The organism is Burkholderia sp. KL41, assembly GCF_057005415.2.
The window spans coordinates 1,987,127-2,008,348 of record NZ_CM174446.1; the positions used below are offsets into that span (position 1 = coordinate 1,987,127).

Annotated in this window: 25 protein-coding genes and 1 pseudogene; 18 read left to right on the top strand and 8 right to left on the bottom strand. The window is 67.7% G+C overall.

Features of this window, described 5'->3' with window-relative positions; translation table 11 throughout:
- The first annotated feature begins 16 nt into the window (after positions 1–16).
- The 4 genes from PQB87_RS09210 (at position 17) to PQB87_RS09225 (ending at position 3,474) form a co-directional block, all read left to right on the top strand.
- On the top strand, positions 17–979 hold the full coding sequence (locus PQB87_RS09210) for a hydroxymethylglutaryl-CoA lyase (protein ID WP_059653171.1): 963 nt from the start codon (positions 17–19) through the stop codon (positions 977–979).
- Between the two features lie 22 nt (positions 980–1,001).
- The gene (locus PQB87_RS09215) at positions 1,002–1,385 is read left to right on the top strand and encodes a VOC family protein (protein ID WP_027787387.1); all 384 of its coding nucleotides are present in this window, start codon (positions 1,002–1,004) and stop codon (positions 1,383–1,385) included.
- Positions 1,386–1,636: 251 nt separating this feature from the next.
- Positions 1,637–2,464 carry an alpha/beta hydrolase gene (locus PQB87_RS09220; protein ID WP_489241503.1) on the top strand — a complete coding sequence of 276 codons (828 nt, stop codon included), beginning with the start codon at positions 1,637–1,639 and terminating at the stop codon, positions 2,462–2,464.
- Positions 2,465–2,580: 116 nt separating this feature from the next.
- Positions 2,581–3,474 (top strand): LysR family transcriptional regulator, encoded by an 894-nt coding sequence (locus PQB87_RS09225; RefSeq protein ID WP_222154788.1) that lies wholly within the window; start codon positions 2,581–2,583, stop codon positions 3,472–3,474.
- Between the two features lie 422 nt (positions 3,475–3,896).
- On the opposite strand, the gene PQB87_RS09230 is transcribed toward PQB87_RS09225, so the two are convergent.
- On the bottom strand, positions 3,897–4,100 hold the full coding sequence (locus PQB87_RS09230; protein WP_226129744.1) for a hypothetical protein: 204 nt from the start codon (positions 4,098–4,100) through the stop codon (positions 3,897–3,899).
- On the opposite strand from PQB87_RS09230, the gene PQB87_RS09235 reads away from it, so the two are divergent.
- The 4 genes from PQB87_RS09235 (at position 4,011) to PQB87_RS09250 (ending at position 6,330) form a co-directional block, all read left to right on the top strand.
- A complete protein-coding gene (locus PQB87_RS09235; RefSeq protein ID WP_489241506.1) occupies positions 4,011–4,532 on the top strand; it encodes an RNA polymerase sigma factor in 522 nt (173 codons plus the stop codon). The two genes, PQB87_RS09230 and PQB87_RS09235, sit on opposite strands and share 90 nt — an antisense overlap.
- A gap of 324 nt (positions 4,533–4,856) precedes the next feature.
- A complete protein-coding gene (locus PQB87_RS09240; RefSeq protein ID WP_059682587.1) occupies positions 4,857–5,165 on the top strand; it encodes a hypothetical protein in 309 nt (102 codons plus the stop codon).
- A gap of 2 nt (positions 5,166–5,167) precedes the next feature.
- A complete protein-coding gene (locus PQB87_RS09245) occupies positions 5,168–5,464 on the top strand; it encodes a 4Fe-4S dicluster domain-containing protein (protein WP_059621093.1) in 297 nt (98 codons plus the stop codon).
- Positions 5,465–5,568: 104 nt separating this feature from the next.
- The gene (locus PQB87_RS09250) at positions 5,569–6,330 is read left to right on the top strand and encodes an O-methyltransferase (RefSeq protein WP_489241508.1); all 762 of its coding nucleotides are present in this window, start codon (positions 5,569–5,571) and stop codon (positions 6,328–6,330) included.
- Between the two features lie 214 nt (positions 6,331–6,544).
- On the opposite strand, the gene PQB87_RS09255 is transcribed toward PQB87_RS09250, so the two are convergent.
- The 3 genes from PQB87_RS09255 to PQB87_RS09265 all read right to left on the bottom strand — a co-directional run bounded on the left by PQB87_RS09255 (position 6,545) and on the right by PQB87_RS09265 (position 10,129).
- Complete coding sequence (locus tag PQB87_RS09255; RefSeq protein ID WP_489241510.1) at positions 6,545–7,990, bottom strand: MFS transporter; 1,446 nt, start codon at positions 7,988–7,990, stop codon at positions 6,545–6,547.
- A 382-nt stretch (positions 7,991–8,372) separates the two neighbouring features.
- Positions 8,373–8,987 carry a peptide chain release factor H gene (prfH, locus tag PQB87_RS09260; protein ID WP_021159612.1) on the bottom strand — a complete coding sequence of 205 codons (615 nt, stop codon included), beginning with the start codon at positions 8,985–8,987 and terminating at the stop codon, positions 8,373–8,375.
- On the bottom strand, positions 8,981–10,129 hold the full coding sequence (locus PQB87_RS09265; RefSeq protein WP_059682579.1) for an RNA ligase RtcB family protein: 1,149 nt from the start codon (positions 10,127–10,129) through the stop codon (positions 8,981–8,983). Before PQB87_RS09265 ends, prfH begins: the two co-directional genes overlap by 7 nt.
- A 737-nt stretch (positions 10,130–10,866) precedes the next feature.
- Between PQB87_RS09265 and PQB87_RS09270 the strand changes: the two genes are divergently transcribed.
- A complete protein-coding gene (locus PQB87_RS09270) occupies positions 10,867–11,736 on the top strand; it encodes an RNA ligase family protein (protein ID WP_222154792.1) in 870 nt (289 codons plus the stop codon).
- 41 nt (positions 11,737–11,777) lie between these two features.
- Positions 11,778–12,911: an AAA family ATPase gene (locus PQB87_RS09275; RefSeq protein ID WP_489241513.1), complete on the top strand. Its 1,134-nt coding sequence runs from the start codon at positions 11,778–11,780 to the stop codon at positions 12,909–12,911.
- 72 nt (positions 12,912–12,983) lie between these two features.
- Here PQB87_RS09275 and PQB87_RS09280 read toward each other — a convergent pair whose 3' ends face one another.
- Both PQB87_RS09280 and PQB87_RS09285 read right to left on the bottom strand, forming a co-directional pair.
- Positions 12,984–13,667 (bottom strand): hypothetical protein, encoded by a 684-nt coding sequence (locus PQB87_RS09280; RefSeq protein ID WP_489241515.1) that lies wholly within the window; start codon positions 13,665–13,667, stop codon positions 12,984–12,986.
- Between the two features lie 13 nt (positions 13,668–13,680).
- Positions 13,681–14,313, bottom strand: a complete 633-nt coding sequence (locus tag PQB87_RS09285; protein ID WP_027787377.1) for a hypothetical protein — start codon at positions 14,311–14,313, stop codon at positions 13,681–13,683.
- 236 nt (positions 14,314–14,549) lie between these two features.
- On the opposite strand from PQB87_RS09285, the gene PQB87_RS09290 reads away from it, so the two are divergent.
- The 3 genes from PQB87_RS09290 to PQB87_RS09300 all read left to right on the top strand — a co-directional run bounded on the left by PQB87_RS09290 (position 14,550) and on the right by PQB87_RS09300 (position 17,008).
- Positions 14,550–15,476 (top strand): LysR family transcriptional regulator, encoded by a 927-nt coding sequence (locus PQB87_RS09290; RefSeq protein ID WP_060084897.1) that lies wholly within the window; start codon positions 14,550–14,552, stop codon positions 15,474–15,476.
- 105 nt (positions 15,477–15,581) lie between these two features.
- Complete coding sequence (locus PQB87_RS09295) at positions 15,582–15,755, top strand: hypothetical protein (RefSeq protein WP_155637207.1); 174 nt, start codon at positions 15,582–15,584, stop codon at positions 15,753–15,755.
- Complete coding sequence (locus PQB87_RS09300; protein WP_021159603.1) at positions 15,752–17,008, top strand: MFS transporter; 1,257 nt, start codon at positions 15,752–15,754, stop codon at positions 17,006–17,008. The genes PQB87_RS09295 and PQB87_RS09300 overlap by 4 nt, the downstream gene beginning before the upstream one ends.
- A gap of 29 nt (positions 17,009–17,037) precedes the next feature.
- On the opposite strand, the gene PQB87_RS09305 is transcribed toward PQB87_RS09300, so the two are convergent.
- Positions 17,038–17,283: a hypothetical protein gene (locus PQB87_RS09305; protein WP_489241519.1), complete on the bottom strand. Its 246-nt coding sequence runs from the start codon at positions 17,281–17,283 to the stop codon at positions 17,038–17,040.
- Between PQB87_RS09305 and PQB87_RS09310 the strand changes: the two genes are divergently transcribed.
- From PQB87_RS09310 to PQB87_RS09325, 4 genes are all read left to right on the top strand, one after another.
- The gene (locus PQB87_RS09310; RefSeq protein ID WP_489241521.1) at positions 17,282–18,382 is read left to right on the top strand and encodes an NAD(P)H-dependent flavin oxidoreductase; all 1,101 of its coding nucleotides are present in this window, start codon (positions 17,282–17,284) and stop codon (positions 18,380–18,382) included. The genes PQB87_RS09305 and PQB87_RS09310 overlap by 2 nt on opposite strands.
- A 183-nt stretch (positions 18,383–18,565) precedes the next feature.
- Entirely contained in the window at positions 18,566–18,937 is a 372-nt protein-coding gene (locus PQB87_RS09315; protein ID WP_153488353.1) for a GFA family protein, read from the top strand.
- Positions 18,934–19,062: a hypothetical protein gene (locus tag PQB87_RS09320; RefSeq protein WP_021159600.1), complete on the top strand. Its 129-nt coding sequence runs from the start codon at positions 18,934–18,936 to the stop codon at positions 19,060–19,062. The genes PQB87_RS09315 and PQB87_RS09320 overlap by 4 nt, the downstream gene beginning before the upstream one ends.
- Positions 19,063–19,174: 112 nt before the next feature.
- Positions 19,175–19,630: a MarR family winged helix-turn-helix transcriptional regulator gene (locus PQB87_RS09325; RefSeq protein WP_059682567.1), complete on the top strand. Its 456-nt coding sequence runs from the start codon at positions 19,175–19,177 to the stop codon at positions 19,628–19,630.
- Between the two features lie 48 nt (positions 19,631–19,678).
- On the opposite strand, the gene PQB87_RS09330 is transcribed toward PQB87_RS09325, so the two are convergent.
- The gene (locus PQB87_RS09330; protein WP_153489007.1) at positions 19,679–20,413 is read right to left on the bottom strand and encodes a GNAT family N-acetyltransferase; all 735 of its coding nucleotides are present in this window, start codon (positions 20,411–20,413) and stop codon (positions 19,679–19,681) included.
- Positions 20,414–20,625: 212 nt separating this feature from the next.
- Between PQB87_RS09330 and PQB87_RS09335 the strand changes: the two are divergent.
- A pseudogene (locus tag PQB87_RS09335) lies at positions 20,626–21,015 on the top strand (class I SAM-dependent methyltransferase); the annotation flags it as partial.
- Positions 21,016–21,222 lie beyond the last annotated feature (207 nt).

Genomic DNA, 21,222 nt, shown 5'->3' on the forward strand with positions numbered 1-21,222 from the left:
ACCAGGAGACGACGACATGAGCGGGCAACGCACACGGCTCTACATCCACGAAGTCGCGACGCGCGACGGTTTCCAGAACGAAGCGGCATTCGTCGACACCGACGACAAGATCGCGCTCGTCGACGCGCTGAGCGCCTGCGGCTACGCGAAGATCGAGGTCACGTCGTTCACGTCGCCGAGGGCGATCCCCGCGTTGCGCGACGCCGAGGCCGTGATGCACGGCATCGCGCGCGCACCGGGCGTCGTCTATACGGTGCTCGTGCCGAACGTGCGTGGTGCCGAGCGCGCGCTGTCGTGCGGCGTCGACGAAGTGAACCTCGTGATGTCGACGAGCGAAAGCCACAACCGCGCGAACCTGCGGATGACGCGCGAGCAATCGTTCGCGCAGCTGCGCGACGTGATCGACGCGGTACGCGGCACGGGCGTCGCCATCAACGTCTCGCTGTCGACCGCGATGGGCTGCCCGATGGAAGGGGACGTCGCGGCCGAGGGCGTGCTCGCGTGGATGCAGCGCTTCGCGGATCTCGGCGTGCACGGCTTCACGCTGTGCGATACGACGGGGATGGCGTTTCCGTCGCAAGTGCGCGAACTGTCGGCACGTGCACGCGAGCGCTTCGGTGCGCTGCAGCTCACGCTGCACTTCCACAACACACGCGGGATGGCGCTCGCGAACACGCTTGCGGCACTCGACGCCGGGATCGACCGCTTCGACGCATCGCTCGGCGGCCTCGGCGGCTGCCCGTATGCGCCGGGCGCGACCGGCAACGCGTGCACCGAGGAACTCGTGCACATGCTCGAACTCGACGGCTACGATACGGGCGTCGATCTCGCGGCCGTGCTGGCCGCGTCGGCACGGCTGCCCGCGCTGATCGGCCATGACGTGCCGAGCCAGATCCTGAAGGCCGGGCGCCGCTCGGACCTTCATCCGCCGCCGCGCGCGGACGCCGGCGACATGCCCGCACAACGCGCTTTCTCGTGAACGACCAACCGGAGCGAATCTCATGGCACTGATTGACCACCTCGACCATCTCGTGCTGACCTGCGTCGATCCCGACCGGACGACGCATTTCTACACCGAGGTGCTGCAGATGCAGCTCGAAACCTTCGGAGCCGGCCGGATCGCGTTCCGCTTCGGCAACCAGAAGATCAACCTGCACGTGCGCGGCGCGGAGTTCGAACCGAAAGCGCATGTGCCGGTGCCCGGCGCGCTCGACCTGTGCTTCATCGCGTCGGTGCCGCTCGACGACGTGATCGCGCACCTGAAGCGCGTCGAATGGCCGATCGTCGAAGGGCCCGTCGAACGCACGGGCGCGACGCGGAAGATCCGCTCGGTCTACGTGCGCGATCCCGACCTGAACCTGATCGAGATCTCCGAGCTGATCTGACTCGATCCGACCGCCGGCGCACCGGCGCGCACCTCGCGCCATCGCGCATGCGGCCCGGATCGTACCGGTGCGGCCTCCTGCCACGTCGATCTGCCGCCGAAAACGGACAGCCGGTTTCCGCGCTCGCCGATTCCGGATAGCCGGCCCATGCCGCGCTGCGGATAATGCGTGCTTCGGCGACTGAGAAGCCGCCTTCGCACCGGACGCGACGCCTGCGTCCGCGCTTCCGCAACCCGACCCATACGATTCCGATGACGATCCTCTATCGCGGCATGGACCGCGCGGCACTCGACGCCGCCTACCTGAACACGAAGGTGGTACCCGATTTCCCGGCGTTGCTGGCGTCAATGCAGGCGCGCAGCGCGGCGCTCTACGACACGACGCGCGGCCGGCGCGACCTGCGTTACGGTGCGCAGCCCGCGCAGCGATTCGACTGGCTGTCGTGCGGTCGGCCCGATGCGCCGCTGTTCGTGTTCATTCACGGCGGCTACTGGCAACACTGCGCGAAAGAGGATTTCGCGTACGCGGCGAGCGGGCCGCTCGCGCGCGGTTTCGACGTGATACTCGCCGAATACACGCTGGCGCCGTTGGCGACGATGACAGGCATCGTCGGCGAGATCGGTGCGCTGCTCGACTACCTGGCGAACGACCCCGACGCAATCGGTACCGCCGGGCGGCCGATCCACCTGAGCGGCCATTCGGCGGGCGGCCACCTGACGGCCGTGTACCGCGCGCATCCGGCCGTCGTGTCGACGCTCGCGATCAGCCCGCTCGTCGATCTCGAACCGATCTCGCTGTGCGTCCTGAACGACAAGCTGCAGCTCAGCGCGCGCGAAGTCGACGCGTACAGCCCGTTGCGCCATGTCGGGCCCGGCGCACCGACGGTCGTTGCGGTCGGCGATGCCGAGCTGCCCGAACTCGTCCGGCAGGCACGCGACTATGCGACCGCATGCGAAGCGGCAGGCGAACGGATCGTCCACGTCGGGCTCCCCGGCATGCGGCACTTCGACGTGCTCGACGATCTCGCGAAGCCGGACGGTGCGATGCTCACCGCGTTGCAGTCGATCGCGCCGCGCTAGGCGCGCCGTTTTGCGCCGTCGTGCACCGTATCGCGAGGGGGCGGCCGGGCGTATGATCGGCGTCAGGCCGCCGCGCTGACGGCAAGCGCCGGCCTGGCCTCCCCAGGACCCACGACATGGTGAATCCGCTTCATTTCGATCTGCAATCGCTGCGCGTGTTCGCGCTCGTCGCCGAGCACGGCAGCCTGACGAAAGCGGCCGAGCATGGCCAGCTCACGCTGTCCGCGGTCAGCAAGCGCATCGCCGAGCTCGAAAGCGTGACGGGCAGCGCGCTGTTCGTCCGGCATGCGCGCGGTGTCGAGCTGACGCCCGCGGGCCGCGCGCTGCTCGACCATGCTGCGAAGGTGATCGAGCAGGTCAACCGGATGGCGCACGAGATGAGCGACTACGTCGCCGGCGTGCGTGGCCACATCCATGTGTGGACCAACACGTCCGCGATCGTCCAGTTCCTGCCCGCCGATCTCGCGGCGTTCCTCACCGACAATCCGGGTATCAAGGTCAGCCTCGAGGAGCGTTTGAGCCACGAGATCGTCGACGCGCTCACGTCCGGCAAGGCCGATCTCGGCGTGTTCGCCGACAACGTGCCGGCCCCCGGTATCGAACGAAGGCTGTACCGCCGCGACGAACTCGTGCTGCTCGTGCCGCGCACGCACCGGTTCGCCGCGCGCGACAGCATCCGCTTCGCGGACACGCTCGACGAGGACTACGTCGGGCTCAGCGACGGCAGTTCGCTGCTCGCGCGCATGACCGACGCCGCGTTCGCGGTCGAGCGTTCGCTGAAGCTGCGGATCCAGGTATCGAATTTCGACGGCGTGAGCCGGATGATCGAGGCCGGGCTCGGGATCGGCATCCTGCCGCGCGACGCGGTGACCGGCGAGCGCGCGGCGCGGCTCGGGGTCGTGACGCTCGACGATGCGTGGGCGACGCGCACGCTTTGGGTCGGCGTGAAGGCCGGAACCGTGCTGACGACCGATATCGCGAAGCTGTTCGATTTCATGTCGGCGCGTTGAGGCCGCCCTGCGAGCCGGCGGGAATTGTCGCGGTGCGGCTTCGGGGAAGGGCGATCGTCGGTGCGCGTTCGGCTCGCCGCTGCGGGAAGCCGATGCCGTTGCGGGAAGCCATTCGTAGCAGCCGCGTCAGACCGACCGGCGGACGACTGCGAACAGCCGGCGAGTAGTACGGCCCGGATGCAGCCGACAGTCGCGAGCACGGCACGCGCGTTCCTGTCTGGCCCCGGCAACGCCCGTGCCTGCCGCCCGCACATTGCGCCGCCGCGAAGCGCATGCTTCGCCTTGTCGTCGCGGGTTCGTTCCTTGCACTATCGTTACACCGTTCCCGCTCGTGTCGGCGATGACCGGCGGGCCGGACCAATTGCTGCCCGCTGGACGGGCGGTGTAACCGATCTCCCCCTTGAAGCCGCCCCGTTGAGCAGTCATTTTTCGCACTCGACACAATATTCCCGCGCCTGAAACGTCTTCAGGTGCATGGAATCGCCACCCACTTCACGCACATGACCGACCCAGACCGCGACATCACCGCGATAGTGATGCGTGAACGAACGAGGCTGGTGAGCTTCATCCGGCGTCGGATTCGCGACCCGGACGATGCCGAGGACATCCTTCAGGACGTGTTTCACGAATTCGTCCAGGCTTACCGGCTTCCGGCGCCGATCGAACAGGTGAGCGCGTGGCTGTTCCGCGCGGCGCGCAACCGTATCGTCGACCGCTTTCGCAAGAAGAAGGAGCAGCCGCTGACCGATCTGTCCGAGGCCGACGACGACGCGGACAGCGAGTACCGGCTGGATCTCGTGCTGCCGGCGCACGATGCCGGCCCCGAAGCCGTCTACGCGCGCACGCTCCTGCTCGAAGCCTTGCAGGATGCGCTCGACGAGCTGCCGGCGAATCAGCGCGAGGTGTTTATCGCGCACGAACTGGAGGGCCGTTCCTTCAAGGAGATGGCCACGCAAAGCGGCGTCGCGCTCAATACGCTGCTCGCGCGCAAACGCTATGCGGTCTTGCATCTGCGTGCACGACTGCAGTTCATTCATGACGAACTGGACAATATCTAGGGTCTGTTTACATATGGAACGCACATGCGAATGCCCGAAATCGCTCGTCCCCCAAGGGGACTTCCTCCGGGGCGTAGGGCAAGAAGTGAGGAGCGCCGTTTGGCCGAGCCAAACAAGCGACGAGCGACGCCGCCATACGGGCGATTTCGGGCATTCCCGTGGAATGAATTTTTTTATTAGGGGTTGCCACGAGAACGGCCGCTCGCCGCGTTGCGCTCCTTGCGAATACGTCAGTATTCGCGGCGTCACGCGCCTCGCGAGCGGCCGTTCTCGTGGCAACGCATGTGCGTTCCATATGTAAACAGACCCTAGAGGAGTCGACAAATGAATTTTCGAATCAGATGCGCGGGCAAGGCGGTGCTCGCCTTGATTGCCATAGGCGTGCTCGGATGGGTCGTCATGATGTTGTGGAACTGGGTGATGCCGGCGCTGTTCGTCGGTGCCCGTACGATCGATTTCGCCCGGGCGCTGGGCCTGCTCGTGTTGAGCCGCATCCTGTTCGGCGGCTTCCGCGGACACCACGGCTGGCGCGGCCGGCGCCACTGGCGCAAGTGGGAATCCATGACGCCCGAGGAACGCGAGCATTTCCGCAACGCGTGGCGCTCCGGCGGCGACCGGCCCACGGGAGCGTGAACGTGCGCGAAAAATCCACGGGCGACTGCAAGCAGCAACCGGGCGTGATCGCGCCGGTCGTCGATCTGAAACGTTGCGAAGGCAAAGGGGATTGCGTCGCGGTTTGCCCTGAAAACGTGTTCGAGGTCAGACGCATCGACCCGGCCGATTACGTCGGCCTCGGCCTGATGCATCGCCTGAAGCTGCGCGTGCACGGCATGAAAGTCGCCTACACACCGAACGCGCATGCGTGCCGGTCATGCGGACTGTGTGTGACCGCGTGCCCCGAGCGCGCCATCACGCTCGCCCGAATCGCATGACAACCTCCGCGTGTCGCCGATATCGAGCGGCCGCGCCGAAACCCTGGCGGAAGAAGCGCCGCCGGATACATCGTCGACGTGATCAATCTCGTCAAGGAACGCACATGGCTTCATCCACCGCCGTTCTTCTGCGACGGCTCCACGAAGAGAGCCGGACCGAAATCATCGCCCGCACCCGCGCGCAGTTCCTGGGATCGAACGAGGAGCTTCTGTCGTTAGCAGAGGAATACGAAGCGATCGCCCCTCGTCTGCGGGGGCGGTTTCTCGAAACGTTCGGGCTGTTCACCGACGACTTCGACTCCCCGGAAGGCAGCCGGCTATCGTTGGCCGTGTCGCCGGAAACGGGCGGGTTCTTGCGCAACATGGTGCTCTCGCAACGGCCGGCCCGCATCCTCGAACTCGGCAGCTCATGCGGCGTGTCCACGCTGTATTTCGCCGAGGCACTGCACACGTTGGGCCGTGGCGTGGTCGTCGCGACCGAACGCGACCCGCTCAAGTGCGCCCGTTTGCGCGATCACGTCGGCACGGCGGGCCTGGACGCCCATGTCGACCTCCGGGAGGGCGACGTATTCGAGACCGTTGCCGAACTGGGCGGGCACTTCGACATGGTATTCATCGACGTCTGGGCCGACGCCTACCTGAAGTTGTTCACGCAGATCGAGCGCCTGCTGCGCCCGGGGTCGATCGTCCTGGCCGATAACATGTACACGGCCGAGGACGCCGTTCGACCGTACAAGCATTATCTCGATGACGATCCGCGCTTCTCGACCATGACGCTGGATTTTGAATCCGGGATCGAATTCACGGTCGTCGTTTCCCGAGCGGACATGGCGTCGCAGGGTCCTTGCCGCGACGGCGCGCAGTGAAGGGCGCAACCATCGATCGCCGGGCATCCCGCTTCGGATTTCGCGCGCCAGCGGTCGACGCTCGCGGGCGTTGCGCGACCGCGGCCGTCACCGTGACCGTGCGCGGAAGACACGACCGCCTGCCGTGGGCCGCCGGGCGACCGATAGCCCGGCCATCGGCGCAGCCTCGGGAACGATGCGTGAGCGCGTTCCCGCGCCCCGCATCGACACACGCTCAAACCGGATTGATCTCGTCCTGGCTGCGCCGCGTCGTCAGCGGCCCGAGCACGCGCAGCGTGACGGCGACAATGCCGAGCGCAACCGAGATTACGCCGAACATCGCGCCCGCGCCGTAACCGCCGAGCACCGGCAGCAACACGAACGGCAGCGCACCGCTGACGATGCGCGACAGCGCATAGGTACTGCCGATCGCCGTCGAACGCACGCGCGCCGGAAAGATCTCCGCCTGGTACACGTGATACGCGTTACTGAACACGTTCGACGCGCAGGTCGTCAGGAACCCGAAGCCGACGATCAGCACGGTTTGGCCCGAGTACGCGAAACACAGCCCGAACGCCGCGATCGACAGGATCGACGCAATCACGAGCGTGCGGCGCTCGATCCAGTTGAGCAGCGGAATCGACAGCAGCGAGCCGACCGGATAGCCGATGAACGACAGCGCGATGAACAGCGTACTGTCCGTCACGTCGAATCCGCGGCTTTTCACGACCGTGCCGGCCAGCGTGCCGAAGCCGTAATAACCGAAACCCTGGAACAGATGAAAGATCGCGAGCATCAGGTAGCGCGCGCCGTACGGTTCGCGCCGCAGCAACGCGATACGCTCGCCGAGCCCGAGCGGCCGTTGCGGCTCGACCGGTTCCGCGAATTGCTCGGGCACGCGCACGCCGGTGCCCTCCGCGAAGCGCCGCAATGCCGCGTATGCATCGGCGGTGCGGCCCTGTGCGAGCAGCCAGCGCGGGCTTTCCGGCAGCCGGTGCTGGACGAACAGCACGTACACCGCGCCGAGGCTGCCGATCGCGAGGATGATGCGCCAGCCGGCCACACCGCCCACGTGCAGCGGATTCAGCCACAGCGCGAGGAAACCGACGAGCGGCACCGCGACATAGGAAGTCGTATAGGCCCACGCGGCGAGCCGCCCGCGCTTTTCCTTCGGCAGGATCTCGGACAGGAAGCTGTCGGCAACCGGATAGATCGCGCCGACGCCGATGCCGGTCAGGAACCGGCACGCGACGAGCATGTCGGCGTTCACGGAAAACGCGCCGACCAGCGAGAACGCGCTGTACCACGTAAGCGTCAGCAGGAAGGCCTTGCGCCGGCCGATGCGGTCGGCGAGGCTGCCGAGGCACATCGCGCCGACGAACATGCCGATGAACGCCGATGCCAGCAGCAGCTTGAAATCGGTGCTCTGCCGGCTCAGCCCGTATTCGTTCTGCAACGCGGAACCGATCGTGCTGACGAGGAAGATCTCGTACATGTCGAAAAACAGCCCGATGCCGATCACCCAGACGACGAACCGGTGCAATGCACCGACCGGCAGGTCGTCCATGAAATCGCCGAGCGTGACGCGGCGGGCGGGGAGGGCCGACGCGGCGGCGGCCGCAGGTCGTGCGGGCGCGGGTTCGCCCGCGTTGCCGCCGAGATCGAGGGAATGGCTGTTCATCGTGTCTCCTGATTATCGGTACGCCGTGGCGCGAAGCCCGGCCGTTCGCGACCGGCGCGATGCATCCGGTCGCACGACGTGGCGGCAGGCACCGCAAGCCCGTTGAAAGGGCCGGACAGGCGGGCTGTACCGATCGTCCGGCACATGGTGGGCAAATCCGCGGCACGTGATAATTGCGGATGTTTCAAGCGTCCTTTCCCGCGCAGAAAGGGTGCGGAACACGCGGCAGTCGGCATCCGTGCGTGAGGCCCGTGCAGCCTGCGTGGCGTGCGGTCGTGCACCGGAACCGCCGGCGCGCTCACGCAACCGGCTGGCCGGGAAAACCATGAGGCCCGTTGCGCGACTGCCGGCGAAACAACCGCCGGCAGTCGGGCCTTCGTGCTCAGTCGGCCGGCACGAACGCCGCCCCGTGAAACACGCGCACGGGGTTGCCGCGCTCGAGCGCAAAGTGCTGCATCCGCCGCTGCCGGCGCGCGTCGGACGCGTGACGGTCGGCTTCCTGCTGCAGTCGAACCTGCAGCAACTGCAGCGCGAGGCGCTTGTTCGCGTGCTGGCTGCGCTCGCTTTCCACGCGCACCGACAGGCCCGTCGCGACATGGGTCGCACGAATCGCCGAGCTCGTCTTGTTCACGTGCTGGCCGCCCGGCCCGCGTGCGCGCATCGCTTCGAACCGCACGTCGCCATCCGGCAGCGGCTGCGCGTCGGCGCAGCGCGTGACACCGATGAACCAGTTCTTGCGCGGATGGCGCAACCGGTACGGGCTCGCGCAAATCCATTGCAGCGTGCCCGTCCAGCGGTCCGCCAGCGCCTGCGCGCCGGCACCGTCGAGATCGAGCAGCGCCGAGCGCAGCGTGCCGGGCCGTTCGCCCGGCTGCACATCGAGCACCGTGACGACGACGCGCTGCGCATCGGCTTCCGCCTGCAGGCGCCGCAACGCATTGGCCGCGGCGAGCTGGCACTCCAGCGGCCCGTGCGCGGAAGAAATCTGCATCAGCATCGGCCTGCCTCCCCGGACGTCTTGTAGGTCAGCACCGGCGCGAGCCGCGCGAGCTTGCGCAGCAGGCCGGCCGCCTCGAGCGCATCGACGACGCTGTCGATCGGCTTGTAGGCCTGCGGCGCTTCCTCGTACAGCAGTTCGCGGTCTTCGCAGACGACGTGGCTGCCGAGCGGCGTACGCGTGAGCTGCGACGGCGTGAAGCGCCGTTCGAGACGCCCCTTGCAATCGCCGCGCGCCCACTTGCGGCCCGCGCCGTGTGCAAGCGACGCGAGGCTGGCCGCATCGTCGGGCCGCACGGGGGCGACGAGATAGCTGTAGTCGCCGCGCGACCCGGGAATCACGACCGGCCCCGCATCGGCCGGCGTCGCACCTTTGCGATGCAGCCAGCCGGGCTCGCCGTCGACGCGCGCGCGGCTCACCAGGTTGTGGTTCACGTCGAGCACGCACCGGCCGTCGCTGCGCCAGCGCGCCAGCATGCGCCGCGCGATCAGGTCGCGATTCGCGATCGCGTAGCGCAACGCCGCGTCGTGGCGCGCAAGGTATGCCGTGCATGCGGCATCCGTGTCGTCGAGCCCGTTGTAGCCGTGCTCGCGCATGTGCTGTTCGAGGATCGACTGGCCGAAACCGCGCGACCCGCTGTGCACGAGCAGCAGCAGGCGCTCGTGCTCGAGGCCGAGCGCCTGGACGGCATCGGCGTCGTACACCGCGTCGATCCGCTGCGCTTCCGCGAAATGATTGCCGCTGCCGATCGTGCCGAGCGATGCCGCGAACGCGTGATCCGCGAACCCGGCGGCCGCGATGAGCGGCTGCCAGCTTGCATCGGGCGTGGCGTCGATCGAGCCGAGCCGGCTCGCGAGCTTCGACGCGCTGACGCGCCGCGCATCGAGCGCGGTTTGCCACAGCGCCATTCCGCAGCCGATATCGCCGCCGATCAGCGCCGGGTACAGCCGGCCCGTCGAAAAGAACGCGGCGCCGACCGGGTAGCCGCGTCCGGGGTGAAGATCGGGCATGCCGGCGACACGCCGCATGCCGGGGAGGGTGGCAGCGTGTTCGAGCTGCCGGATGGCCTCACCTTCGATCCAGGTGGTAGCGCAAGCGCACAAGGTGACGCGCTCGCCCAGGTATTGCATGGAATTGCCCATGGAGGTTTCCGTTCGATGAAAAGGTAGAACGGCGGGCCATGGCGCAGGCAGCGCTCGAATGCGCTGCCCGACATCGGAAGTCGGGAAGAGGGCGGCACGACCGGATCGGAACGACCCGGCTCATCGCCGTGACGGCGATACGGTGTGCTGCTGCGTGGCGTGAACGATGAAACGGACGGACGCGAAAAACCCGGACTACGACCCGCGACGGGAGGAGCGATGGCGTGACGTCATAATGTTCTTCTCCTTGCGAGTGAGGGGTTGATCGGAATGGCGGCGACTCTAGCATGCACGCAGCGGGCGCAGCAAGCGGGTAGCACGGCACTGCCCATCGAATCGTCGCCCGATGTGGCGAAAAACACACATATAGACATCCTGACAATTCTCGTGCCGACGGTGCGTGCGGCACGCCGCAGCAGGTATTCAACGCATGCCGACGGCCGCATCAGCGGGTTCCGACAGCGCTTGACAGTGCAAAAGCCGTTTCGTAGCATCCGCCTGCTTCATCCCTGAACCCTCATCGAACCGGTGATCCAAGTGCCCGCAAACATTCGTCCCTTCGCCTGATACGCCGACGACTGCCGTCCCGGCCGCGTGTCGTCCTGCCCGTTTCCGCCTGCCTCGCGGCGCCGGAACGTCGACTGCAGGAACGCGCCCGGACAAGCACTGACACCGCAACGCACACCATACCGTTCGTTCACGTCGTCGGCTTTTTCCCCTGTTTCCGGAGAAAGACCATGACGCTGGATTTTCGCGCATACGCGCAATCGCTCGACCTCGCCCGCTACCCGCGCACGCCGCATCTCGAAGGCTCGCGCCTGCAGGACGGCGACGAAGGTCGCGAACACGTTCCCTATCGCACCCTCGCGGGCGCACACATCGTCGTCGAGGAAAAGCTCGACGGCGCGAACACGGGCATCAGCTTCGGCCCGGCGGGCGAACTGCTGCTGCAGTCGCGCGGCCACTATCTGGCCGGCGGCGGCCGCGAGCGGCAGTTCGGTTTCGTGAAGACGTGGGCCGCCGCCCATGCAGGCTGGCTGCTCGACCGCCTCGGCGATCGCTACGTGATGTACGGCGAGACGATGAGCAAGAAGCACGCGGTGTTCTACGACGCGCTGCCGCATCACTTCTTCGAATTCGACGTGTTCGACCGCACGACGGGCCGTTTCCTGTCGACGTGCGCGCGTCGCGCGCTGCTTGCCGACGGGCCCGTGCTGTCGGTGCCCGTGCTGTACGAAGGCATCGCCCCGGCGCGGCTCGCCGACCTGAAGGCACTGCTCGGCCCGTCGCTCGCGAAGACGCCGGACTGGCGTCGCGCGTTCGAGGAAACGGTGCGGCGGCAGGGGCTCGACCTCGCGCGCGCATGGCAGCAGTGCGACAGGTCGGCCCGCGCGGAAGGGCTCTACGTGAAGGTCGAGACGGACGACACGACGACCGCGCGCCTGAAGTGGGTCCGCCACGATTTCGTGCAGGCGATTCTCGAATCGGCGCGCCATCACTCGGAGCAGCCGTTCATCCCGAACCTGCTCGCGCCGGATGTCGACCTGTATGCGCCGCGCCCGACGGTCACGTGGCGATCGATCGCCGCGACGCGCGCGCACCCATGAATGCGGAACGGCCGTGCGCCGTTTCGAGAGGAGTCTTGATCATGAAGTACGAACAACTGCAGGCACTCGTGCCCGCGCCCGGACGGCAGCCGGACTACCGCGCCTGCCTCGCGGCGTTTCCCGCGCTCGAACAGGCGAAGACGACACCGCAGGAGCCGGCGCATCACGGCGAAGGCGACGTGTGGACGCATACGACGATGGTGATCGATGCGCTGCTCGCGTTGCCCGCTTATCAGGCCGCATCGCGCGCCGACCAGGAAATCGTGTTCCTGGCCGCGCTGCTGCACGACATCGCGAAGTACCGCACGACGGTCGTCGATCCCGTCACGGGCGCGATCGGTCAACCCGGCCACTCGCGCAAGGGGGCGATCGATGCGCGTATCGCGCTGTGGGACGCCGGCGTGCCGTTCGCGGTGCGCGAGGCGATCTGCCGGATGATCGCCGTGCACCAGGTGCCGTTTTTCGCGATGAGCGGGTCGCGCCGCGGCACGCCCGAGTTCATCGCGCGCGAACTGTCGTGGCAGGTGAGCCTGCCGCTGCTGTGCCTGCTCGCCGAAGCCGATATGCGCGGGCGCATCTGCAGCGATACGCAGCGCGTGCTCGACAACATCGAACTGTTGCGCGAACTGGCGCGGGAAGAGGGGTGTTATGGCCAGCCGCGCGCGTTCGCCGACGCGCACACCGCGCTCAGCTACTTTCGCGGCGCGGACGTGCATCCCGACTATCCGCTGTTCCGCACGCCGGGCTCGCGGGTCGTCGTGATGTCGGGCCTGCCCGCGTCGGGCAAGAACACGTGGGTCGCGCAGCATCATCCGGACCTGCCCGTCGTGTCGTTCGACGATGCACGCGATGCATTGGGGCTGCGCCATGGCCAGAACGAGGGCGCCGTCGCGCACCGTGCGGTCGACGCCGCGAAGGCACTGTTGCGGGAGAAGCGGCCGTTCGTGTGGAACGCGACGAACCTGTCGCCGCTGATGCGCAAGAAGACGCTCGACCTGCTGTTCGCGTACGGCGCCGACGTGACGCTCGTCTATCTCGAGCAGCCGCGTGCGGAGCTGTTGCGCCGCAACGCGCGGCGCGACACGTCGCTGACGAACCGCGCGCTCGAGGCGATGCTGCCGCGCTGGGATCCGCCGCTGCCCACCGAAGCGCATGCGGTGCGGTACGAAGTCTGATGCGGCAACGTCGCGGCAAACGTCACCGCACGAACCGGTATGCCGCCCATCATTGCGGCATACCGGCTCGCATCATTTCAGCGCGGGATTCTGCTGCGTCGCACACGTGCGCAACGCGGTGACGAGATCGGGCTGGCCGAGCTTCTCGAACAGGTCGGCCATTTCCATCTGCGCGACCGGATCGCCTTCGCGCGCCGCGCGCCAGCGCAGCGACGCGATCATCCCGCTCATGCCTTCGCCGGGCGTTTCGCCGTCGTAGCCCGACATCGCCTGCAAGACATCCGCGAGCTTGTTGTAGCCGGCCGGCACGTGATGAACGAGCAGCCAAGCAATCGCCGGCTGCGCGCCTTCCCAATCCTCGTCGTCGAGCGAACTGCTCGCGAGGCGCGCGGCCGCACGCCACGAACCGAGCGATGCGGCCTTCGCGTAGGCCTTGTCGGCGTCGCGGCCGCGCGACGACGGCGCCGCGTCGAACGCGGCCTGCGCTTCGGCCGACGGCGGCGGCAACGCGAGCTTCGTGCAGCTGAACGCACCGGCATCCGGTGCATTGCCGGGCAGGCCGGCCCAGCGCGCCTGGTCCTTCAGCGCGCGATCGAGCGTGGGCCGCACGTCGCTTTCCTTCATCGACGCGAACACCCAGTCGGTACGAACATGGCGCGCGGCGTCCCAGTCGCTTTCGGCGGCGGCATGTTGCGCGAACGCGAGGCAGGCCGCCACGCAGCCGATGCGGAACAGGTTTCGGACAGGAGATTTCATCGCCGATCGCACCTCAACTCGCCACGATGATGAAGGTGGTGAGCGCGATCGGAAACAGCGCGAGGCCGAGCAGGCCCAACGCGCCATCGGCCGCCATCGCGATCGGCGACAAGGCCAGCTTCGCGCCGCGGCCGACAGCCGTCAGCTTGTCGGTCACCGTGACCTCGTAAGGCCGATTGAACGCCTGCGGGACTGACGAAGACGTGACATCGTTCGGCAGATAGCGCTTGCCGCTGATCCTGCCCTCCGACTCCAGGTAGGCACCGTCCTTCTTGAAACCGTCGGCGAGCGCACGCTCGCGCACGTCGGAGCCGGTCGGCGCATCCGCGTAGTCCAGCCGCATCGTGTATTGACCGGTAATCGCGTCGCCGTGCGCCTCGAAATCGCTGAACGCCGTGTGAATCTTGGGGCGATAGGGGGCGTTGAGCACCGTCGCAAGGCTCGGCGGCATCTCGAAGATGTAGTGATACTTCTTGCCGAGTACGACGAGCTGTTTGCCGTCCGCGGTAATCAGGAACGTCGACAAGGTTTCGTCGTATTTCGAATCGCTCATCCACGCCTTGGTGACGGGGCCGAAATTGGAGCAGCCGGCAAGCATGCCGGACGCGGCCACGGCGGGCAGCGCGAGAAATGTTCTTCTTTTCATGAGTGCTGGTTGGTTGTGGTTCGTTATTCAGCGGTACCGCTTGAATGTCGGACGCTGCGTTCGATGAACGCGGCATCCTGACGGCCGTTCGTGCGGTTTCTTCGCCTGCGCATTGTAGGGCCAAAGCGGCACGTGCAGTATCCCCGGGGCCGGGCATCGCACCGGGGTGCGGTAGACTGCTCGCTCGCTTGCCTGCCGCCCATCACACGACCGTTCGCACCCGGCCCGCTCAAACCATGGATCGAATCGACGCGATGAAGGTGTTCGTCGCCACGCTGGACGAAGGCAGCCTCGCGGGCGCGGGCCGCAAGCTCGGCCGGTCGCCGGCGGCGGTCAGCCGCGCGATCGCGTTTCTCGAGGCGCACACGGGCACCGCGCTGCTGTACCGCACGACCCGGACGATCCGGCTCAGCGAAGCCGGCGAACGCTACGCCGCCGCGTGCCGCCGCATCCTGTCCGACCTCGAGGAAGCCGACATGCTGGTCGCCGACGAACGCTCGGCGCCGCGCGGCATGCTTACCGTCACCGCGCCGGTCGCCGCGGGCGAGGACGTGCTGCGCGCGCTGCTCGACGAATTCATCGAACGCCATCCCGCCGTGTCGATCCGCCTGCAGTTGCTCGACCGTCCCGTCAGCCTGATCGACGAAGGCATGGACGTCGCGCTGCGAATCGCGCACCTGAGCGATTCGACGCTGGTCGCGATTCCGGTCGGCGCGGTGCGGCGGGTCGTCGTGGCGTCGCCCGATTACCTGGCCAGACATCCGGCTATCGAAACGCCGGCCGATCTCGCCCGGCACCGGATCATCTCGATGACGCATTTCGGCCTCGATTCGTGGAGCTTCCCGCCGTCCGCGCCGGCGGCGCTGCCGCAGGTCGTCCAGTTCGCGCCGCGCTTCATCATCAACACGATCCGCGGCGCGGTTGCGTCGGCCGTCGCCGGCCACGGCGTCACGCGGCTCTTTTCCTATCATGTCGCCGAACCGGTGCGGGACGGCACGCTGCGGATCGTGCTGCGCGACAGCGAACACGCGCCGTTGCCGATCCATCTCGTCACGCCTTACGGGCGACTTTCCGTACCGAAGGTGCGTGCGTTCGTCGATTTCGCGGCGCCGCGCCTGCGCGAGCACTTCGCGCGGCTGGCGGCCATCACCGACGGCGATTGAACCGGGATGCGGAAGAATGGCTTTCGAGTGACGGCGATTCACTCGGCAATCGGCTCAATCTAGACTTCCTTCAACCAACGGACGCGCGTGGCGCCCGTTCAGCGAATGGAGGTCAACATGAATCGAGCGCTTCCCGGCCGGCCCCGCGCCCGTGCATTCGGCGCGCGCCGCGCCGGGTCCGGCATCGGCATGGCGCGTTTCGCCCTCGTGCCGTTGCCGGCGAACTTCGTCGCGCAAGGGTTTGCCGCACCGACGACCGCGACGGCGAGGGCGCAATGAGCACGATCTCGCAGGCTCCCGCCGCGGCAAGGGCCGAACGGCCCGCCGCCGGCTACGCCGAACGCAACGCGCGCTACTGGCGGCGCAATCTCGCCGTCTGCGTGTTCGGGTCGTTCACGACGCTCGTCAGCCTGAGCATGCTGCTGCCGTTCCTGCCGCTGTACGTGCGGCAACTCGGCGTCGACGCGCAGTCGGCCGTGATCCAGTGGTCGGGCGTCGCGTTCGGCGCGACGTTTCTCGGCACGGCCGTCACCGCGCCGCTGTGGGGCCGGCTCGCGGACCGCTTCGGCCGCAAGCCGATGCTCGTGCGCGCGGCGATCGGCATGGCGATCGTGATGTCGCTGATCGGCGTCGCGCACAACGTGGTCGAACTCGTCGTGCTGCGACTGCTCGCGGGGCTCGTCGGTGGTTACGCGTCGGCATCGACCGTGATGGTCGGCACACAGGCGCCGCGCGAACGCGCGGGCTGGGCGCTCGGCATCCTGTCGACCGGCGCGCTCGCGGGCAACCTGGTCGGGCCGCTCGTCGGCGGGCTGCTGCCAGGCTGGCTCGGCATTCGCGGCACGTTCTTCGCCGGTGGCGCGATGATCGCCGTCGCCGCGCTGCTGACGATCTTCGTCGTGAAGGAGGATTTCCACGCCGGCACCGACGCGAAACCGCGCACCGCGAGCGCGACGGCCGGCACGTCGCGCGGCACGGATCGTGCGGCAGTGGCCGCGCTGCTGGTGACGGCGATGATGGTGCTGCTCGCGAATATGTCGATCGAGCCGATCATCACCGTCTATATTGGCGGCCTCGGTGTCGGGGGCGATCATCTCGCGCGTGTCGCCGGCGTCGTGATGGCGTGCTCGGCGCTCGGCAGCATGCTGACCGCCGCCCGGCTCGGCGCGCTGGCCGACCGGATCGGCAGCTGGAACGTGATCATCGGCTGCCTGTTGCTGACCGCGCTCGCGATGGTGCCGCAGGCGTTCGTCACGCACTGGTGGCAGCTCGCCGCGCTGCGCGCGCTGATGGGCATGACCCTCGCGGGGTTGCTGCCGTCGATCGGCAAGCTCGTGCGGCAATCGGTCGACGAGCGCGCGACCGGGCAGATGCTCGGCTACCTGCAGTCCGCACAATTCAGCGGGCAGGTGATCGGCCCGGTGATCGGCGGGCAGATCGGCGTCGCGCTCGGGCTGCATTCGGTGTTCTTCGTGACGGGTGCGCTGCTGGCGGCTTGCGCGGGGCTCGCGCATTGGGCGCGCGGCCGATAGCCGATAGCCGATAGCCGCTGGCCGGCGGGTCACGAGCGGGCGTAGGATGGGCGCAGCAGCAGGTGCCGCGCCGCGCAACGCGCGATGTCGTACACCGTCGCCGCGACGGCAAACACCGCACCGCACGGCTGCGCGCTTTTTTCGACAGAACTTTCATGCGACCGGCTGCGTGCAAGGCACGACCCACGCGCACCGATCCGAACCCGACCCACGCGCTTCGGCCCGCATCCGGTCGAAGCATTTCGATTGCGGATCTTGCAGGAGGCCAGCGACATGAATCAATCGACCGACAACCGGACGCTGTTGCGCACGCTCGGCGTGCGCACACCGATCGTCCAGGCGCCGATGGCCGGCGTCAGCACGCCGGCGCTGGCGGCCGCCGTGTCGAATGCGGGCGGGCTCGGCTCGCTCGGCGTGGGCGCGACGAACGCCGACGGCGCCCGCAGGATGATCCGCGACACGCGCGCGCTCACCGACCGGCCGTTCAACATCAACGTGTTCTGCCACCAGCCGGCACGCGCCGACGCGGCCGTCGAACGCGCGTGGCTCGACTGGCTCGCGCCGGTGTTCCGCGAATACGGCGCGACGCCGCCCGCATCGCTGTCGGAGATCTATACGAGTTTCGTCGCGGACGACGCGATGCAGGCGCTGCTCGTCGAAGAGAAGCCGGCCGTCGTCAGCTTCCATTTCGGGTTGCCGTCCGCGGACGTGATCGACGCGCTGAAGCGCGCGGGCGTCACGCTGTTCGCGGCTGCGACGAATCTCGACGAGGCACGCCGGATCGCCGCCGCCGGCATCGACGCGATCGTCGCGCAGGGCATCGAAGCGGGCGGCCACCGTGGCGTGTTCGATTCGACCGCCCATGACGACCGCCTCGGCACGTTCGCGCTCACGCGCCTGATCGTGCGCGAATGCGCGCTGCCGGTGATCGCCGCCGGCGGCATCATGGACGGCGAGGGCATCGCCGCCGCGCTCGCGCTCGGCGCACAGGCCGCGCAGCTCGGCACGGCGTTCGTCGCATGCCCGGAGACATCGATCGACGACGGTTATCGCCGCGCGCTGCTGAGCGACGCCGCACGGCGCACGACGTTCACGGCCGCGATCTCCGGCCGGATCGCGCGCGGCATCGCGAACCGGCTGACCACGCTCGGCGACGACCCGCAGGCGCCGGCCACGCCCGCGTACCCGATCGCCTACGACGCCGGCAAGGCGCTGCATGCAGCCGCGAAGGCAAAGGGCGAATTCGGCTACGGCGCGCAGTGGGCCGGGCAGGCGGCGCCGCTCGTGCGGCAGTTGCCGGCGGCCGAGCTGTTCGCCGCGCTCGAACGCGAGACGCGGGCGGCGATCGAGCGGATGCAGCACGTGCTGGATTGATCGCACGATCCGCGCTCCACGCGCGGCGGGCCGCATGCGCATGCCGGAGATCTGAGAATGCAACGCGATTGCCCGCCGCCGATTTGAAACGTCCTGTATCTGCGCAAACCGCGGATACATCGCGATACATCGCAGGTTCGGGCGTCCGCTATAAAGCAGGCATGACCTCTTCCGGAGCGCACGATGTCTGCAACCTGGTTCAAAGGGTCCTGCCATTGCGGGACCGTCAGATTCGAAGTCCGAACCGCCGTGACGCCGGCGGTTCGCTGCAACTGCAGCCTGTGCCGCCGGCGCGGCGCGCTGATGAGCCCGATGTTCGCCGCGAGCGAACTGAAGATCGTCGAAGGCGAGGGCGCGCTGACGTGCTACCGCTTCAACACACACACGGCACGCCACTATTTCTGCAGCCATTGCGGCGTCTATCCGTTCCATCAGACCCGCAAGGACCCGGCCTGCTGGCGCGTCAATCTCGGCTGCCTCGACGGTATCGACCCGTATGCGCTCGACGCGACGGTCGCCGACGGCGCGAGCCTTTCGGTCGTGGAGGACGCATGAAACGCTGGCTGATGATCCTGCTGTTTGCGGCAGGCGGGGTCGCGACCGAAATCGCGCATCCGGTGCAATGCACGCTGCTGTCGGCCAGCCGCGTGCAGACCGGCAAGCGCCGCACGCCGGATTGACGGCGCGCGGCGCCCGTTGGTTCATCGAGGCCGATTTATCATGCTTCCGATAAGATCGCATGCGATATATAATGCGTCCATCTGCGGCCGTTCGCGTCGCTGGAGGACGTTCATGAAACCGACCGAAGCACCATCCACCGCCGCGCCGAAGCTGTCCGAGTTCCTGTGCTTCGCGATCTACTCGACGAACCTCGCGTTCGGCAAGGCCTACAAGCCGATCCTCGAGGAGCTGGGCCTCACGTACACGCAATACATCACGATCATTGCGCTGTGGGAGCAGGACAACCAGACGGTCGGCCAGCTCGGCGAGAAGCTGTTCCTCGAATCCAATACGCTGACGCCGATCCTGAAGAAGCTCGAGGCAATGGGCTACCTGGAGCGGCATCGCGATCCGTCGGACGAGCGCCAGGTGCTCGTCAGCCTGACGAAGAGCGGGCGCCGCGTGCGCGAGAAGGGGCTCGACATGAACCTGGTCGAGGCCACCGGGCTGAAGCCGGACGAATTCGCGAAGATGCAGAAGGCGATCGTCACGCTGCGCGGCAACCTGATCCGCTCGACCGACGAATAACCCCACGGGCTACCAGCGGCCGGCACGTGCATCGTGCCGGCCGCGTCGTCATGCGTGCCCGTCGCCCAGCACCAGCAGGTGCATCTCGCGGCGCACGACAAAACCCAGTGCGAGATAGCGCTCGATCGCGACCCGGTTGGATGTGAGGACGTGCAGGAAAGGCGTTTCCGCGCGCGCGTCGATGGCCGCGATCAACGACCGGATCAGACGTGCCGCCAGCCCTTGCCGCCGGAACGCGGCATCCACGCACACGGCGCTGATCTCGGTATACCCGTCGACCTGCATCCGCTCGCCGGCCATCGCGGCCAGCCTGCCTTCGTTGCGGATGCCGATATAGCGGCCAAGCTCGAACGTGCGTGGGCCGAACGGGCCGGGCTGCGCGGCCGTGGTCAGCGCGAGCATGTCCGGCACGTCGGCTTCGGCGAGCGTGACGTGGCCCGCTTCAGGTGCCGGGGCGGGCGTCCCTTGCCAGACCATTTGCAACAGGGTCGCGCGCCGGATCGCCGACAAGCCCGCCGGCAATTCGATCTCCTCTGGCATGACGAGTGCCGCCGGCCCGTGTGCGGCGACCAGTGCGCGCAACGCGTCGAACGATGCCACGCCGGTATCCTCGATCGCGGCAAACGGCGCGATGGCCACCGGAAACCGCCATGCACGGCCGTCGCCGAGCGCAAAGCGGCGCTGCCTGCCGGTCAGCGCGTTCCACACCACACGGTCGAGCGGGTGCGTACTGCCTGTTGCGCCTGTTGCGCCTGTTGCGTTTCCGGTCGTTGCATCGGACATCGGCTGCTCCTCGATTGAAGGTTTCGGTTGCACAGCATAGACCGGGACCGGACAGGCAGGGCGCGGCGCAACATCGATCGTGTCACCGGCTCGGTGCGGGATGCGCGGCACGTGTTGCGAAGCCCGGGCCAGCGTTACCGGCGCGCCGGCTCCACCCAGACCGGAAACGACAGGATCGCCGCCAGCCCGTCCCCGCCGATACCGGCAGTCACCTCGACGGGATGCCGCTCGTCGCGATGCCGGCCGAACAGGCCGTCGCGATCGTTCACTGCGCGTTCGCGCGCCACCTGGCCGCGGATCGCGTGTTCGACCAGTTCACCTGCGTGCCGCGCTGCCCGATCCCGGCGCGCTACCTGGAGGCGATGCGCATTCGCGCCGTCCGGATCGGCATTGCGTGGATGAACTTTCCGCCCGCCGTCGTGTACCGCTTCGAACGCCGGGTCGATGCAATCGGCCGTCAATGGCCCGATGCTCCGCCGCAGCGGGATGCGGTTGCGGAAGCAACGATCCTGCACGGCGTCGATATTGTCCGGTCGCGCCATACGCCGTCACTCGATTCGAGCGGCGCCGGGCCATCGGCAGACGCGCGTTCATCATCGTGAACACGCTCGGGAATGGGGTGTTGTTCGGCGTGGCACGGCTGCTGTCTTTTCCTGCATGCCCGCTGATCGCGAGAACCGGCGGCCGCATCGGTGCCGCGCGCGATCGAATCCCGGGCCGACACAAGTAACGGATGTACATCAGCCTGCATCGCTGCTTTCCGCCGAAGGCCGACGAGGAGCGCGCCGTGCTTGCGCGCCCCCGTTCCC

Bases quoted from the DNA above. Each gene is read 5' to 3' on its own strand.
- PQB87_RS09210 (WP_059653171.1), top strand. From the start codon at position 17: ATGAGCGGGCAACGCACACGGCTCTACATCCACGAAGTCGCGACGCGC.
- PQB87_RS09215 (WP_027787387.1), top strand. From the start codon at position 1,002: ATGGCACTGATTGACCACCTCGACCATCTCGTGCTGACCTGCGTCGAT.
- PQB87_RS09220 (WP_489241503.1), top strand. From the start codon at position 1,637: ATGACGATCCTCTATCGCGGCATGGACCGCGCGGCACTCGACGCCGCC.
- PQB87_RS09225 (WP_222154788.1), top strand. From the start codon at position 2,581: ATGGTGAATCCGCTTCATTTCGATCTGCAATCGCTGCGCGTGTTCGCG.
- PQB87_RS09235 (WP_489241506.1), top strand. From the start codon at position 4,011: ATGCGTGAACGAACGAGGCTGGTGAGCTTCATCCGGCGTCGGATTCGC.
- PQB87_RS09240 (WP_059682587.1), top strand. From the start codon at position 4,857: ATGAATTTTCGAATCAGATGCGCGGGCAAGGCGGTGCTCGCCTTGATT.
- PQB87_RS09250 (WP_489241508.1), top strand. From the start codon at position 5,569: ATGGCTTCATCCACCGCCGTTCTTCTGCGACGGCTCCACGAAGAGAGC.
- PQB87_RS09255 (WP_489241510.1), bottom strand. From the start codon at position 7,990: ATGAACAGCCATTCCCTCGATCTCGGCGGCAACGCGGGCGAACCCGCG.
- prfH (WP_021159612.1), bottom strand. From the start codon at position 8,987: ATGCTGATGCAGATTTCTTCCGCGCACGGGCCGCTGGAGTGCCAGCTC.
- PQB87_RS09265 (WP_059682579.1), bottom strand. From the start codon at position 10,129: ATGGGCAATTCCATGCAATACCTGGGCGAGCGCGTCACCTTGTGCGCT.
- PQB87_RS09270 (WP_222154792.1), top strand. From the start codon at position 10,867: ATGACGCTGGATTTTCGCGCATACGCGCAATCGCTCGACCTCGCCCGC.
- PQB87_RS09275 (WP_489241513.1), top strand. From the start codon at position 11,778: ATGAAGTACGAACAACTGCAGGCACTCGTGCCCGCGCCCGGACGGCAG.
- PQB87_RS09280 (WP_489241515.1), bottom strand. From the start codon at position 13,667: ATGAAATCTCCTGTCCGAAACCTGTTCCGCATCGGCTGCGTGGCGGCC.
- PQB87_RS09285 (WP_027787377.1), bottom strand. From the start codon at position 14,313: ATGAAAAGAAGAACATTTCTCGCGCTGCCCGCCGTGGCCGCGTCCGGC.
- PQB87_RS09290 (WP_060084897.1), top strand. From the start codon at position 14,550: ATGGATCGAATCGACGCGATGAAGGTGTTCGTCGCCACGCTGGACGAA.
- PQB87_RS09295 (WP_155637207.1), top strand. From the start codon at position 15,582: ATGGAGGTCAACATGAATCGAGCGCTTCCCGGCCGGCCCCGCGCCCGT.
- PQB87_RS09300 (WP_021159603.1), top strand. From the start codon at position 15,752: ATGAGCACGATCTCGCAGGCTCCCGCCGCGGCAAGGGCCGAACGGCCC.
- PQB87_RS09310 (WP_489241521.1), top strand. From the start codon at position 17,282: ATGAATCAATCGACCGACAACCGGACGCTGTTGCGCACGCTCGGCGTG.
- PQB87_RS09305 (WP_489241519.1), bottom strand. From the start codon at position 17,283: ATGTCGCTGGCCTCCTGCAAGATCCGCAATCGAAATGCTTCGACCGGA.
- PQB87_RS09315 (WP_153488353.1), top strand. From the start codon at position 18,566: ATGTCTGCAACCTGGTTCAAAGGGTCCTGCCATTGCGGGACCGTCAGA.
- PQB87_RS09320 (WP_021159600.1), top strand. From the start codon at position 18,934: ATGAAACGCTGGCTGATGATCCTGCTGTTTGCGGCAGGCGGGGTCGCG.
- PQB87_RS09325 (WP_059682567.1), top strand. From the start codon at position 19,175: ATGAAACCGACCGAAGCACCATCCACCGCCGCGCCGAAGCTGTCCGAG.
- PQB87_RS09330 (WP_153489007.1), bottom strand. From the start codon at position 20,413: ATGTCCGATGCAACGACCGGAAACGCAACAGGCGCAACAGGCGCAACA.